Annotated in this window: 15 protein-coding genes; 8 read left to right on the top strand and 7 right to left on the bottom strand. The window is 66.4% G+C overall.

Annotated elements, in window-relative coordinates; all coding sequences use genetic code 11:
- Positions 1-89: 89 nt before the first annotated feature.
- From pheT to rpmI, 5 genes are all read right to left on the bottom strand, one after another.
- Positions 90-2,504 carry a phenylalanine--tRNA ligase subunit beta gene (pheT, locus tag ABLE91_RS12445; protein WP_348931136.1) on the bottom strand — a complete coding sequence of 805 codons (2,415 nt, stop codon included), beginning with the start codon at positions 2,502-2,504 and terminating at the stop codon, positions 90-92.
- Between the two features lie 36 nt (positions 2,505-2,540).
- Entirely contained in the window at positions 2,541-3,068 is a 528-nt protein-coding gene (locus ABLE91_RS12440) for a hypothetical protein (RefSeq protein WP_348931135.1), read from the bottom strand.
- Positions 3,069-3,120: 52 nt separating this feature from the next.
- Positions 3,121-4,188, bottom strand: coding sequence for a phenylalanine--tRNA ligase subunit alpha (gene pheS, locus ABLE91_RS12435; RefSeq protein ID WP_510181940.1), 1,068 nt, complete (start codon positions 4,186-4,188; stop codon positions 3,121-3,123).
- Between the two features lie 292 nt (positions 4,189-4,480).
- A complete protein-coding gene (gene rplT, locus ABLE91_RS12430; RefSeq protein ID WP_348931133.1) occupies positions 4,481-4,846 on the bottom strand; it encodes a 50S ribosomal protein L20 in 366 nt (121 codons plus the stop codon).
- 21 nt (positions 4,847-4,867) lie between these two features.
- Positions 4,868-5,068, bottom strand: coding sequence for a 50S ribosomal protein L35 (gene rpmI / locus ABLE91_RS12425; protein WP_348931132.1), 201 nt, complete (start codon positions 5,066-5,068; stop codon positions 4,868-4,870).
- Positions 5,069-5,439: 371 nt separating this feature from the next.
- Between rpmI and ABLE91_RS12420 the strand changes: the two genes are divergently transcribed.
- The gene (locus ABLE91_RS12420; protein WP_348931131.1) at positions 5,440-6,087 is read left to right on the top strand and encodes a BA14K family protein; all 648 of its coding nucleotides are present in this window, start codon (positions 5,440-5,442) and stop codon (positions 6,085-6,087) included.
- Between the two features lie 101 nt (positions 6,088-6,188).
- A complete protein-coding gene (locus ABLE91_RS12415; RefSeq protein ID WP_348931130.1) occupies positions 6,189-6,638 on the top strand; it encodes a BA14K family protein in 450 nt (149 codons plus the stop codon).
- A gap of 187 nt (positions 6,639-6,825) precedes the next feature.
- On the opposite strand, the gene cpdR is transcribed toward ABLE91_RS12415, so the two are convergent.
- Entirely contained in the window at positions 6,826-7,206 is a 381-nt protein-coding gene (gene cpdR, locus ABLE91_RS12410; protein WP_348931129.1) for a cell cycle two-component system response regulator CpdR, read from the bottom strand.
- A 166-nt stretch (positions 7,207-7,372) separates the two neighbouring features.
- On the opposite strand from cpdR, the gene ABLE91_RS12405 reads away from it, so the two are divergent.
- The 6 genes from ABLE91_RS12405 (at position 7,373) to ABLE91_RS12380 (ending at position 11,850) form a co-directional block, all read left to right on the top strand.
- A complete protein-coding gene (locus tag ABLE91_RS12405) occupies positions 7,373-8,260 on the top strand; it encodes an N-formylglutamate amidohydrolase (protein WP_348931128.1) in 888 nt (295 codons plus the stop codon).
- An 816-nt stretch (positions 8,261-9,076) separates the two neighbouring features.
- Positions 9,077-9,859 carry a histidinol-phosphatase gene (hisN, locus tag ABLE91_RS12400; RefSeq protein WP_348931127.1) on the top strand — a complete coding sequence of 261 codons (783 nt, stop codon included), beginning with the start codon at positions 9,077-9,079 and terminating at the stop codon, positions 9,857-9,859.
- A 29-nt stretch (positions 9,860-9,888) separates the two neighbouring features.
- Positions 9,889-10,266 carry a VOC family protein gene (locus ABLE91_RS12395; protein WP_348931126.1) on the top strand — a complete coding sequence of 126 codons (378 nt, stop codon included), beginning with the start codon at positions 9,889-9,891 and terminating at the stop codon, positions 10,264-10,266.
- A 26-nt stretch (positions 10,267-10,292) separates the two neighbouring features.
- On the top strand, positions 10,293-10,694 hold the full coding sequence (locus ABLE91_RS12390; protein WP_348931125.1) for a GFA family protein: 402 nt from the start codon (positions 10,293-10,295) through the stop codon (positions 10,692-10,694).
- Between the two features lie 71 nt (positions 10,695-10,765).
- The gene (locus ABLE91_RS12385; RefSeq protein WP_348931124.1) at positions 10,766-11,386 is read left to right on the top strand and encodes a DUF2239 family protein; all 621 of its coding nucleotides are present in this window, start codon (positions 10,766-10,768) and stop codon (positions 11,384-11,386) included.
- Complete coding sequence (locus ABLE91_RS12380) at positions 11,383-11,850, top strand: DUF1330 domain-containing protein (protein WP_348931123.1); 468 nt, start codon at positions 11,383-11,385, stop codon at positions 11,848-11,850. Before ABLE91_RS12385 ends, ABLE91_RS12380 begins: the two co-directional genes overlap by 4 nt.
- Here ABLE91_RS12380 and ABLE91_RS12375 read toward each other — a convergent pair.
- The gene (locus ABLE91_RS12375; RefSeq protein WP_348931122.1) at positions 11,825-12,838 is read right to left on the bottom strand and encodes an alpha/beta fold hydrolase; all 1,014 of its coding nucleotides are present in this window, start codon (positions 12,836-12,838) and stop codon (positions 11,825-11,827) included. The genes ABLE91_RS12380 and ABLE91_RS12375 overlap by 26 nt on opposite strands.
- Positions 12,839-12,844 lie beyond the last annotated feature (6 nt).

Here is a 12,844-nt window from a genome sequence, read left to right as displayed (position 1 = left end):
CGTCGTGCCCGGGCTTGTCCCGGGCACCCGCGGCACAACGTGGATGGCCGGGACAAGCCCGGCCATGACGATTGCCATTTATGGCTGCGTCACCCCCGCAGCGACGCGCCGGTCTTCTTCACCACCTCAGCGACGATCTTCGCAGCCACCGCCTCGATCTCCGCATCGGTGAGCGTGCGCTCGCGCGGCTGGAGCACCACCTCGATGGCGACCGACTTCTTCTGCGCCTCGATGCCGGGCCCCTCATAGACGTCGAACACCGACGCCTCGGTGATGAGCTTCTTGTCCACCCCCTGGGCGGCGCGCAGGATGTCGGCGGCGCCCACCTCCTGGCCCACCACGAAGGCGAAGTCGCGTCGCACGGGCTGGAAAGCCGAGAGGTCGAGCAGCGGCTTCACCTTGGTGGGCTTGGCCTTGGGCTCGGGGATGCGGTCGAGGATGATCTCGAACGCGCAGATGGGCCCAGTGGCGTCCAGTGCCTCCAGCGCGGAAGGGTGCAGTTCGCCGAAGGTGCCGATGACATTCGAGCCGAGACGGAAGGAGCCCGACCGGCCGGGATGGTACCAGCCCGGCGCATCGGCCGTGACCTGGAGGTTCGCCACCGGCGCGCCGCAGGCGGCGAGGGCAGCGAGCGCATCGGCCTTGGCGTCGAAGGCATCCACAGCGCCCGTCGATCCGCCCCAGAAGCGGCCGGCGCCCGTTGGCTTGGCGGTGGCGCGGCGCAGGCCGGAGGCGGCCATGCGCTGGTCCTCCGGCTTGTCGCCGGCGAACACCTGCCCCACCTCGAACAGGGCCACGTCGCCATAGGAGCGATCCGCATTGGCCTGGGCCGAGCGGATGAGGCCCGGCAGCAGGCTCGGCCGCATGTCCGAGAGGTCGGAGGCGATGGGATTGGACAGCGCCAGCTCCGGCGCCCCGCCGCCGAACAGGCCGGATTCCTTGGCCGAGAGGAACGACCAAGTGACGGCCTCCACCATGCCCCGCGCCGCCAGCGCGCGCCGCGCCTTGCGGGTGCGGAGCTGAAGCGGGGTGAGCACCGGCTTGCGGCCGCCGCCGTCACGGGGGAATTCGGTCGCGGGCACGCGGGCGAGGCCCAGGATGCGCACCACCTCTTCCACGAGGTCGGCCTTGCCGTCCACGTCCGCCCGCCAGGAGGGCGGCACCACCTGCATGACAGGCGCGGCGCCGGAGACGGCGAAGCCGAGGCGGGTCAGCACCTCCACGATCTCGGCCTCCGAGGCTTCGAGACCCGACAGGCGCTTCACCTCGGAGAGGGGGAAATCGATGGTGCGGGTGGTGTCGGGAATGGCGCCTGCCATCACGACCTCAGAAGGTTCGCCGCCGCACAGGTCCATGACGAGGTGCGTGGCCAGCTCCAGGCCCGGCACGGTGAAGGCCGGATCGATGCCGCGCTCGAAGCGAAAGCGGGCGTCGGAATTGATGCCGAGCTTGCGGCCCGTCTGGGCGATGTTGATGGGCTCCCACAGCGCGGATTCGATCACCACGTCGGTGGTGGTCTCGTCGCAGCCGCTCTCCTCGCCGCCCATGATGCCGGCGAGGCTCTCCACGCCGTCGGCCGTGGCGATGACGCACATGGTCTCGTCGAGCTGGTAGGTGCGCCCGTCCAGCGCCAGCAGGCTCTCGCCCGCCTTGGCGCGGCGCACGGTGAGGTCGCCCTTCACCTTCTTCAGGTCGAAGACGTGCAGCGGCCGGTCGCGGTCCATGGTGAGGAGGTTGGTCACGTCCACCAGCGCGTTGATGGGACGAAGCCCGATGGCGCGCAGCTTCGCCTGGAGCCAGTCCGGCGAGGGGCCGTTCTTCACGCCGCGCACCACGCGCACCGCGAAGGCCGGGCAGAGCGAGGGCGTCGCGCCGAAGTCCAGCGTCACGTTCACTGGGCAGGGATAAGTGCCCGGCACGGGCTTCACCGCCCGCGTCTTCAGCGTGCCGAGGCCGGCGGCGGCGAGGTCGCGCGCGACGCCGGAGACGCCGAGGCAGTCGGCGCGGTTGGGCGTCACGGCGATCTCGATCACCGGGTCGCCGAGGCCCAGAAATTCCGCGAAGGGCTTGCCCACAGGCGCGTCGGCGGGCAGCTCCATGATGCCCTCATGCTCCTCCGACAGGCCCATCTCGCGGGCCGAGCAGAGCATGCCCCGGCTCTCCACATCGCGGATCTTGCCGATCTTCAGCTCGACGCCCGTGGCCGGGATCACCGTGCCCGGCGCGGCGAACACGGTCTTCAGCCCCGCCCGCGCATTGGGCGCGCCGCACACCACCTGGATGGGATCGCCCTTGCCGATGGAGACGGTGCAGAGCTTCAGCTTGTCCGCATTGGGGTGCTTCTCGGCGGTCAGCACCTCGCCCACCACGAAGGGGGCGAGCGCCTTCGCCTTGTCCTCGACACCCTCCACCTCAAGGCCGATCAGCGACAGGCGGTCGATGATCTCCTCGAAGGAGGCGGTGGGGTCGAGATGCTCTTTCAGCCAGGAGAGTGTGAATTTCATGGGTCCGTAGCGCTCGCGTTTGCCCAGCCTAGAAGGTCAAGTGAAATAAGATACGATAAACAGAAGAACAGATGCGACGGTCAGAGCCGAGGTCAGATTGAGAGAAAACTTGTAGCACTCCTGCCGGAAGAACATCTCAATCCTCAGCATCGTCAACGCAGTCTTTTTCTCCTGTTCCGACACGACCGCTCCACTCAGGACAACATCCTGGAACGACCAGAACCTCAGACATCTAAGACACGTATAAGCACAAACGATATAGCCGATAAGAATAAATATCAGTATCGCTTCTAGAACCGGAACACCCCATTTTCCAATCATATAGGTCAATATGGCAATCATAACCGAGATATGCGTCAACAGTCCGGATGCCTTATTATCAATGATACCAAATACATCCCCATATGTACTCCACTCGGGCCATGCTCGGGTGGCGAAGTGCGGTTCCGTATCTTTCTGGATAGCTTCTTCATCAGGGTTTTTGATGTCGTAACCAGTGATCAGCAGCTTTATGAGCCGGTCTGATCGATTCCACATCTCGTTCCACTGGCGGACCCGATGCATTTCACTCTCCCGAAGCTGAGACTTTCCATCTCAACTTCGGGCTGCACCGGAATCAAGCGCTCAACCCTCCTGCTAAAGTCGGAAAATCCAATGGCCGGAAGCCGTAGTGCGACAGCCAGCGCACATCGGCCTCGAAGAAGGCGCGCAGGTCGTTCATGCCGTATTTGAGCATGGCGATGCGGTCGATCCCCATGCCCCAGGCGAAGCCCTGATAGACGTCCGGGTCGATGCCGCAGTTCCTGAGCACATTGGGATGCACCATCCCGCAGCCGAGGATCTCCAGCCAGTCACTGCCCTCGCCGAAGCGGATCTCGCCCGGCCGCGAGCGGTCGCACTGGATGTCCACTTCCATGCTGGGCTCGGTAAAGGGGAAGAAGGAGGGGCGGAAGCGCATGGTCACGCGCTCCACCTCGAAGAAGGCCTTGCAGAACTCCTCCAGGATCCATTTCAGGTGGCCCATATGGGAGCCCTTGTCGATCACAAGGCCCTCCACCTGGTGGAACATGGGCGTGTGGGTCTGGTCCGAGTCGCAGCGATAGGTGCGGCCCGGGCAGATGACGCGGATGGGCGGCGCCTTGGAGAGCATGGTGCGCACCTGCACCGGCGAGGTGTGGGTGCGCAGCACCTTGCGCTGCCCGTCGGGACCCGGCGGCAGGAAGAAGGTGTCGTGCATCTCGCGGGCGGGATGGCCCTCGGGGAAGTTCAGCGCGGTGAAATTGTGGAAGTCGGTCTCGATGTCCGGGCCTTCCGCCACCGAGAAGCCCATGTCCGCGAAGATGGCGGTCAGTTCTTCCGTCACCTGCGCGATGGGGTGGATGCGGCCGATCTCGGCGGGCGCCTCGCGGACGGGGAGCGTCACGTCCACCCGCTCGCTCGCAAGGCGGGCTTCGAGGGCGGCGGACTTCAGCGTCTCCTTGCGGGCGGTGATGAGCGCCTGGACCCGGTCGCGCAGGCCGTTGATGGCCGGGCCCATGGTCTTGCGCTCGTCCGGGCTCATGGCGCCGAGGGATTTCAGCAGCTCGGAGACGCTGCCCTTCTTGCCCAAAGCGGCAATGCGCACCTGCTCCAGGGCGCCTTCATCGTCGGAGGCGAGGATGCCGGCAGCGATCTCGCGCTCCATGGCGTCGAGGCCGGGATGATCGGTCAGAACGAGTTCGGACATGGACAAAGTCCCTTGGGTTCTAGCCGCCAGAGAAACCGTCATGCCCGGGCTCGTCCCGGGCATCCACGGCCATCCCCTAAGCGCGCACCTGGCGGAGCCCCGTGGATGGCCGGGACGAGCCCGGGCATGACGGCTGCTTTAAGGGAAATTCGCGGTGCTTATACCCGCCGCGCGGCCAAACCGAAAAGCCCCGAACGGTGGACCGTCGGGGCTCATCAGTCTCGGTAAGGGCGGGTGCCCGAAAGGCGGATCAGGCGGCGAGAGCCGCCTGCGCCTTCTCGACCAGGGCCTTGAACGCCTCGGGCTCGTGGATGGCGATATCCGAGAGCACCTTGCGGTCGACCTCGATCCCGGCCTTGCCGAGACCATCGATAAATCGCGAATAGGTCAGGCCGAGGTCGAGCTCGCGCACACCGGCGTTGATCCGCTGGATCCAGAGCGCGCGGAAATTGCGCTTCTTCACCTTGCGGTCGCGGTACGCATACTGCATCGACCGTTCGACGGCGGACTTCGCGGCGCGGATGGTATTCTTCCGGCGGCCGTAGAAGCCTTTGGCGGCCTTGAAGACCTTCTTATGCTTGGCGTGCGAAGTGACGCCACGTTTGACACGGGACATGGGAAATCTCCTTCGCTGGCGTCAGCCGTTGGGCAGGAACGACTTGCGGATGATCCGCGCATCGCTCTCGCACAGGATGGTGGTGCCGCGCTGGTTGCGGATCTGGTTGTTGGTCCGCTTGATCATGCCGTGGCGCTTACCGGCCTGGGCGGCGATGACCTTTCCCGTACCCGTCAGACGGAAGCGTTTCTTCGCTCCCGACTTCGTCTTCATCTTGGGCATTTTGGCTCTCCACGGCCGCAATCCAACACGCGCGAGGCGCGGGATGCTCAGCCTTTTGTTGCTGTGAGCGATAAGAACCTGCACGGCAGCCCTTATGAGCCGGCTGGTTCGAAGGCCGCACTCGTTACAGGAGGCGGGGCCGAAAGGCAAGAGAAGGCTTCGGGAAGCGCGGAAGCCTTCGGAACCGCAGCCCGCGGACGCCACCGCGCTACCGCACCGCACCAATCCGCAATCCTACGCCTTTAGGCCATGCTGACGCCGCGGCACTGCCTTGATACCGCCCCTTCAATCTCGTGTGATGGAGACGGGCTAAGGGGACCCGAAGCTTGCCGCGGCGGCTTTATCAGGAAATGCGGCAAGGGAGACGTCTCATGCGTAGGCATCTTTCGGTTTTCGCGGCGGCGCTCACGGTCATGGGCTCCGTCTCTTTCACATCTCCCGGACAGGCCCTGCCCATCAGCGCAATGCCCGACCTCGCCAAGTCCGTGCCCGCTCCCGTGGAGCAGGTGCAATGGCATGGCGGCGGACGCGGCTGGGGCGGCGGCGGCGGGTGGCGCGGCGGTGGGGGATGGCGCGGCAACCCCGGCTGGGGTGGCGGATGGCGCGGTGGCCCGGGCTGGCGTGGCGGATGGGCCGGTAACCCTGGCTGGCGCGGCGGCTGGGCCGGAAATCCCGGCTGGCGTGGCGGATGGGGCCCGGGCTGGCGCGGTCCGGGCTGGCGTGGCCCCGGATGGGGCGGCGGATGGGGCTATCGTCCGGTCGTGGTCGGCCCCGGCTGGGGCTGGGGCGGCGGTTGGGGCGGCGGCGGCGGATGGGGTGGCTGCGGATGGGGCGGCTGTGGATGGGGTCCTGGCGCAGGCTTCGCCACCGGCGTCATCGTCGGTTCGGCGGTCGCGAGCACGCAGCCGGTCTATGCTGGCCCGAACGCGGTCGCCTATTGCTCGGCGCGCTTCCGCTCCTACAACCCCGCCACCGGCACCTATCTGGGCTATGACGGTCGCAGGCACTCCTGCCCCTGAGATAGGCCTGGACAAGCCTTCGGGCGGAAACTGATCCTTTCCGCCCCATTTCGTGTTGTTTACCCGAATCCTGGAGCGATCCTCCCGAAGGAGACATGAAGATGCGTAAGATTGTGACCTTCCTTGCCGCTGCGGCAGTGGTCGGGGTAGCTACAGCCTCGGGCGCCCAGGCTCAGGCGCTGCGGCCCGCTTTGCCGGCGGTGGAGAATGGCGTCACCAACGTGCAATGGCGCGGCGGATACGGGTATGGCCCTCGGCCCGGCTGGGGACCGGGTTATGGCGGCTATTATCGCGGCGGCGGTTGCGGCTGGGGCGGCTGCAACAACAATAACGGCGCTGCGGTCGCGGCGGGCGTGATCGGCGGCATGATGCTCGGCGCCGCGGCAGCGAGCGCGGCCCAGGCCAACCGTCCCCCGGCGGTCTATTACGCGCCCTCCCCCGAACCGGTCCCGGACAATTGGATCGCCTATTGCTCGGCCAAGTACCGCTCGTTCGACCCGCGCACGGGCACCTATCTCGGCTATGACGGCCTCCGGCACCCCTGCCAGTGAGGCATTAGGCCGGTGAAATTAAAAACGCCCTCCGCGGGGTTCCGCGGAGGGCGTTTTGTCTTTCGGCTTGTCCTTAAGACACCGGCGAGCGGCCCAAGCGCATGATCGCCCGGAGCTCCAAGCGACGGCACGGCCGGACTGGGCAGCCCGCGAGCGCTGCCCCTGTCGCGCCCCCCCCGGTCCGTGCTTACGCCGCCACCGCCAGCATCTTGCCCACTTCCTGGACCAGATCGCGCAGGTGGAAAGGCTTGGAGAGCACCTTGGCCTCGCAGGCCGCCTCCATGTCGGCATTGAGCGCGACGGCCGCAAAGCCGGTGATGAACATCACCTTCAGGTCCGGATCGAGCTCGGTGGCGCGGCGCGCCAGCTCGATTCCGTCCATCTCCGGCATGACGATGTCGGTGAGCAGCAGCTCGAAGGGCTCCTCGCGCATGCGCTCGTAGGCCGAGCGGCCATTGTCGAAGGAGGCTACGTGGTAGCCGGCATTCTGGAGGGCCTTCACCAGGAACCGGCGCATGTCGTTGTCGTCTTCCGCCAAAAGGATTTTCGACACGCTCTTCTTCCTCATATCAACAAGCGCCGGCCGCCCTATGAAAAGCGGCGGCGCATCCAATAGGCTTCTTGCGCCGAAACGGGTAAATTCGAAGTGAACCCGGACGCCTCTTCACAAGGGGGGCTCCTCTTGCGCATCATGCCTGTGGGCAGCCTGCCCGCTCCGAAGGACCTCCCGGCACGTGACAGCCTGCCTCGCCGACACCATTGATCCGCCGTTCGAGATCCTTGCGCCCGACGAGGTGATCGGGCCCTTCGTATTCAACTCGCCCCATTCCGGGCGCATCTATCCCCGTGCCTTCATGGAGCAGGCGCGCCTCGAGTTCGATGCGCTGCGCCGTTCCGAGGACAGTTTCGTGGACGAGCTGTTCTGCGATGTGGTGGGGTCCGGCATCCCGCTCATGCGCGCTCTGTTCCCGCGCGCCTTCCTGGATCTCAACCGCGAGCCCTACGAACTTGACCCGCGCATGTTCGAGGGCCGGCTGCCGGCTTTCGCCAATACCCGCTCGATCCGGGTTTCGGGCGGGCTCGGCACCATCGCGCGGGTGGTGGGGGATTCGCAGGAGATCTACCAGCGCCGGCTGTCTGTCGCCGAGGCGCTGGAGCGCATCGAGACCTATTACAAGCCCTACCACCAGGCGCTGCGGCGGCTGATCACCCGCACCCACCGCCGCTTCGGCGTGGCGATCCTGGTGGACTGCCACTCCATGCCCTCCGGCCCCATGCGGGAGGACGGCGCGCGCGCCGATATCGTCCTGGGCGACCGCTATGCCACGAGCTGCGCGCCGGTGATCACGGACATTCTCGAACGGGAGCTGGTGGCGCGGGGCTATGCGGTGGTGCGCAACAAGCCCTATGCGGGCGGCTACATCACCGAGCATTACGGCAATCCCTCCGCAGGGCTGCATGCCGTGCAGATCGAGATCAATCGCGGTCTTTATATGGAAGAAGCCGTCTATGAACGGGGCGCGGACTTCTACCGCGTGCGGGCGGATCTCGCGGAAGTGGCGGCGCGCCTACTGGAAGTGACGGCCGAGGAACTGGCACCACCTCGGGCTGCTGCGGAATAGGTATCACCTATCGCGTGAAAAACGTGCCTTGCGTTTTTCGAATGGCAGATATACGAATTTGCGGGCGAGCAATTCGGCGCAAAGACCGAACCCCGTTTTGGGCAAACCATAGGCCCAAAAAAGAAAGGGGCCGTCCGCAAGCGAACGGCCCAAGTCTAGGGAGGAAACGCCCAAGGAGGGCAGCGACACAGCGACGCCAATCGCCATGTCGCAATGCAGCAATAGCCCATTGCGCTGCCGAAAATCAAGTGCTGGTTTGTCGCAGCCTGGTATGCCAGGCTAATTTTTTGAAAAATAACGGCAATTTTTAATCACCCGCGGCCGCGCGCAGCGCCGGCCGGCGCAGCACCCAGAAGAAAAAATCGATTCGCGTGATCTGAAGCGCCCGGTAGCGCCATCGCGTGTCCCGGCACAGCTGGCGGACACGGCGCTCGGGCCTCGGCCCCAAAAAGAAAGGGGCCGCTCACGGAATACCGGAGCGGCCCAAGTCTAGGGAGGAAACGCCCAAGGAGGGCAGCGGCATCGCGAGGCGACACCGCGCATACACAATATGGGCCTGTACAGCCTTCCCCACAAGGCGGATATCGGCTGATAATTTGAGCATGCCTCAAATCTGGACTCTTCAGACATCTCAAGCATTTGCTCGTGCCCCGGGCCGGGCTGCGGACGCATCCGCATCAGCACCTGCCGCAAGAAGCGTCGTTTTGGGGTCGCTGGTTTTAAATGGTCGCCCGTACGATTCCCATCGGGCCGCTTCCCTCGGGGCCGGCGGCGGACTACAGCAGGGCACCGGCCGGCGGCCGACGGAGAAGCCCGATGACCCCCATCGCCCTGGACGCCTTCGTCCACAAGCTCGCCACCGTTTCCGGCGAGGCCATCCTTCCCTTCTTCCGCACCTCGCTGGTGAGCGAGGATAAGAGCCACGGGCGGGCGTTCGACCCCGTCACCGAGGCGGACCGGGCGGCTGAGCAGGTCATGCGCCGCCTCATCGCCACGCATTTCCCAGCCCACGGCATCATCGGCGAGGAGTTCGGCGACGAGCGCGCCGACGCGACCTATGTGTGGGCGCTCGACCCCATCGACGGCACAAAATCCTTCATCGCCGGCATGCCCGCCTGGGGCACGCTCATCGGCCTCCTGAAGGAAGGCGCCCCGGTCTATGGCATGATGCATCAGCCCTTCATCGGCGAGCGCTTCTTCGGCGACGGCGCCAGCGCGCGCTACAAGGGCCCGGCCGGTGACCGCGCGCTCCATGCCCGCGACTGCAAGGCGCTGGAGGACGCCATCCTCTTCACCACCTCGCCGCTGTTGATGGAAGGCAGCGACCGCACCGCCTTCCAGAAGGTGGAGGAGCGGGTGCGCCTCTCGCGCTATGGCGGCGATTGCTACGCCTATTGCATGGTGGCGGCGGGCCTCGTGGACCTTGTCATCGAGACCGGCCTCCAGGACCATGACGTGATCGCCCTCGTCCCCATCATCGAGGGGGCCGGCGGCGTGGTCACCAATTGGGAAGGCGGCTCGGCGGCCGAAGGCGGGCGCGTGGTGGCGGCGGGCAGCGCTGCGATCCACAAGGCGGCGCTGGAGTTGCTCGCAGGCTAGCCTCGGATTCGAGAACGGAGACCTGGCGGATGATTCATCACCTCTCCTTCGGCACCGACGATCTCGCCCGCGCCCGCGCCTTCTACGATCCCGTGCTCGCGGTGGTGGGCCTGCGCCTCATGAATGAAGACGAGCAGTCGATAGATTATGGGGCCGGCACCTTGCTGTTCAGCCTGGAGCGCCCGCTCAACGGCCAGCCCGCCACGCCGGGCAACGGCGCCCATGTGGCCTTCTCCGTGGAGCGCCGCACCATGGTGGATGAGTTTTACCGTGTGGCCCTGGCCCAGGGCGGCCGCGATGCCGGCCCGCCTGGCCTTCGCCCGGAATATGACGCCAATTATTACGGCGCCTTCGTCTTCGACCCGGACGGCAACAAGATCGAGGCCGTGACCTTCTCTTCCAAATAAGCGGCGGCGCCAATCAGGGAGGCCCTATGAGGATCGACGGACAGTGCCATTGCGGCGCCATCGCGTTTGAGGCGGAGGTGGACCCCGCCTCCATGAGCATCTGCCATTGCACGGACTGCCAGACCCTGTCGGGCTCGCCCTTCCGCGCCACCATTCGCGCGCCGGCCGAGAGCTTCCGCCTGACCCGGGGCACGCCGACCACCTACGTGAAGACCGCGGAAAGCGGGAACAGGCGCCGTCAGGCCTTCTGCGGAACCTGCGGCACGCCGCTTTACACCAGCGATCTCGAAAACACCGCCACTTACGGCCTGCGCGCCGGCACCATCACGCAGCGGGCGGCCTTCACGCCGCAGAAGCAGATCTGGCACCGCTCCGCTCTGCCCTGGGTGGACGCCATCGCGGACGCCTCCATCAGCGAGAAAGCATGATATATACCCGGGTAATATTGACTCGATAATTTTACCCGGATAAAAAGCGGTCATCCGAACCGGAGCCGCTCATGTCTGAATTCGCCACCAAGCCCTGCACCGCTTTCATCGGCAATCGCCTGTTGGCCGCGGGACCGCTCATCGACGTGGCCCTCGCCGTGAAGGCGGCCGGCGGCGACAGCCTCGTGCTCACGTTCGACGATGCCACCGGCGCCGTTGTCGATCTGGACCTGCGCGGGTCCCGCGACGACATTCTGGCCCGGCTGGCCGAGCGGGACCCGGTGCCGGAACAGCCCCACTCTTCCGGTGAAGCCGGGGCGCGGGCGCGCGGCCGGCCGAAGCTCGGCGTGGTCGCTCGGGAGGTGACGCTCCTGCCGCGCCATTGGGACTGGCTGGCGAGCCAGCCGGGCGGTGCCTCCGTGGCCCTGCGACGTCTGGTGGAAGAAGCCCGCCGGGCGGATGGCGGCCAGAGCCGGCTTCGCGCCGGGCGGGAGGCCGCCTACCGCTTCATGTCTGCCATGGGCGGCGACCTTCCGGGCTTCGAGGAAGCGGCGCGCGCCTTGTTCGCCGGGGATGCGGAATATCTCGCAGCCCATATGACCGCCTGGCCGGACGATCTGCGCGCCTATGCCGTGAGGCTGGCCTCAGGCAGCGCGAAGGCCGATTCCAGCGCCACGGAAACCGGCCGATGACCGCTTATCTCGAACCGACCCAGGCATCGGGCCGCGCCTTCCTCGCCCGCGCCCTTCCGGGCGAAGTGGTGGTGCTGAACCTCCTGCGGTTCCGAAAGACCGCGGATTATTCCTCAGCCCCTCACCTCGCGCCCGCAGCGCCCATCAGCGGCGCGGAGGCTTATGACCGCTATATCGATCACACTTTGCCCCATCTTCGGGAGAGCGGCGGCGACATCCTGTTCATGGGCGAGGGCGGCGCATTCCTGATCGGCCCGGAGGGAGAACGCTGGGACAGGCTCATGCTTGTGCGCCAGAGCAGCGTCGGCGCCTTCATGGCCTTTGCGAGCCATGCGGACTATCTCGCCGGTATCGGGCACCGCATCGCCGCCCTTGAGGATTCGCGCCTGCTTCCGCTGACCGATTTGCCGCTATCCGGACGCGAGATCGCCGGAGGCGTTACCCCTCCGCGCTGCCCGGAATGAAGGCGTCGAAGGCGGCCCAGAACTGCTCGCGATAGATGTCGCGCTCCATCAGGATCTCGTGCTTGGAGCCCGCAATGGTGACATGCCCGCCGGCGATCAGCCGCGCGGAGAGGTGTTCGATGGCGCGGTTGGAGACGATGCGCTCATCCCCCGCTCCCACGATGAGGAGCGGCTGGCGGATGCGGCGGATGACCTCCGGCTGCATCAGGCGCTCCATGATGTCGAAGGCGGCGGCGAGCCAGCCGATGGTGGGCGCGCCCATGGCGAGCGCGGGGTGGGCGTCGACCATGGCGGCGGCGAGGGCATAGCGGCGCGCATCGCTCGTCACCGGATTTTTGGCGAAGGGGCGCGACGTCACCGGCCGGTTCGTGCCGCCGGGAACATAGGCGCGGCCGAGAAACCCTTTCAGCATACCGGCAAGAACCCGGGTCGCGCCCGTGGACGGCCCCAGATTGATGGCCAGCATGGGCGCGAGGAGCACCATCCTGTCGAACCAGCGGCGGCCTTCCAGCACGGAATCCAGCAGCACCACCCCCGCCATGGAATGGGCGAGGGCGAAATGGGGTGCCGGACAGTCGGGCAGCAGCACCTCGCGCGCGAACACCGCCAGATCGCGCTGATAGTCGCGGAAATCCGGCACATAGCCCTTGCGCGCATTGCGCAGCAGCCGCTCCGAGCCCCCCTGCCCCCGCCAGTCGAGCATGGCGACGGCAAAGCCGCGAGCGGTCAGCTCGCGCACCACCTCGTAATATTTCTCGATGAACTCGGTGCGGCCGGAGAACAGCGCCACCGTGCCCCGCGCCGGCACACCCTGGTCTGCCGGCCAGCGGGCATAGCGGATCCTCACCCCATCCTCGGCGGTGAGATAGCCGCTCACCGCCCCGGCGGGGACGGGATCTCCGGGGATGGAGAAGAGGGGCGCGGCGGATGCGGTTTCCGCGTCCGAAGAAGGAGCGCTGCCGGGAGAAAGGGTGGCGCTGAGGGTCATGCTCTC

This window comes from Aquabacter albus, assembly GCF_040049275.1.
Taxonomy (GTDB): Bacteria; Pseudomonadota; Alphaproteobacteria; order Rhizobiales; family Xanthobacteraceae; genus Aquabacter.
The sequence above is the reverse complement of the archived record's forward strand: the minus strand, read 5'-3'. Positions and strand labels throughout refer to the sequence as shown.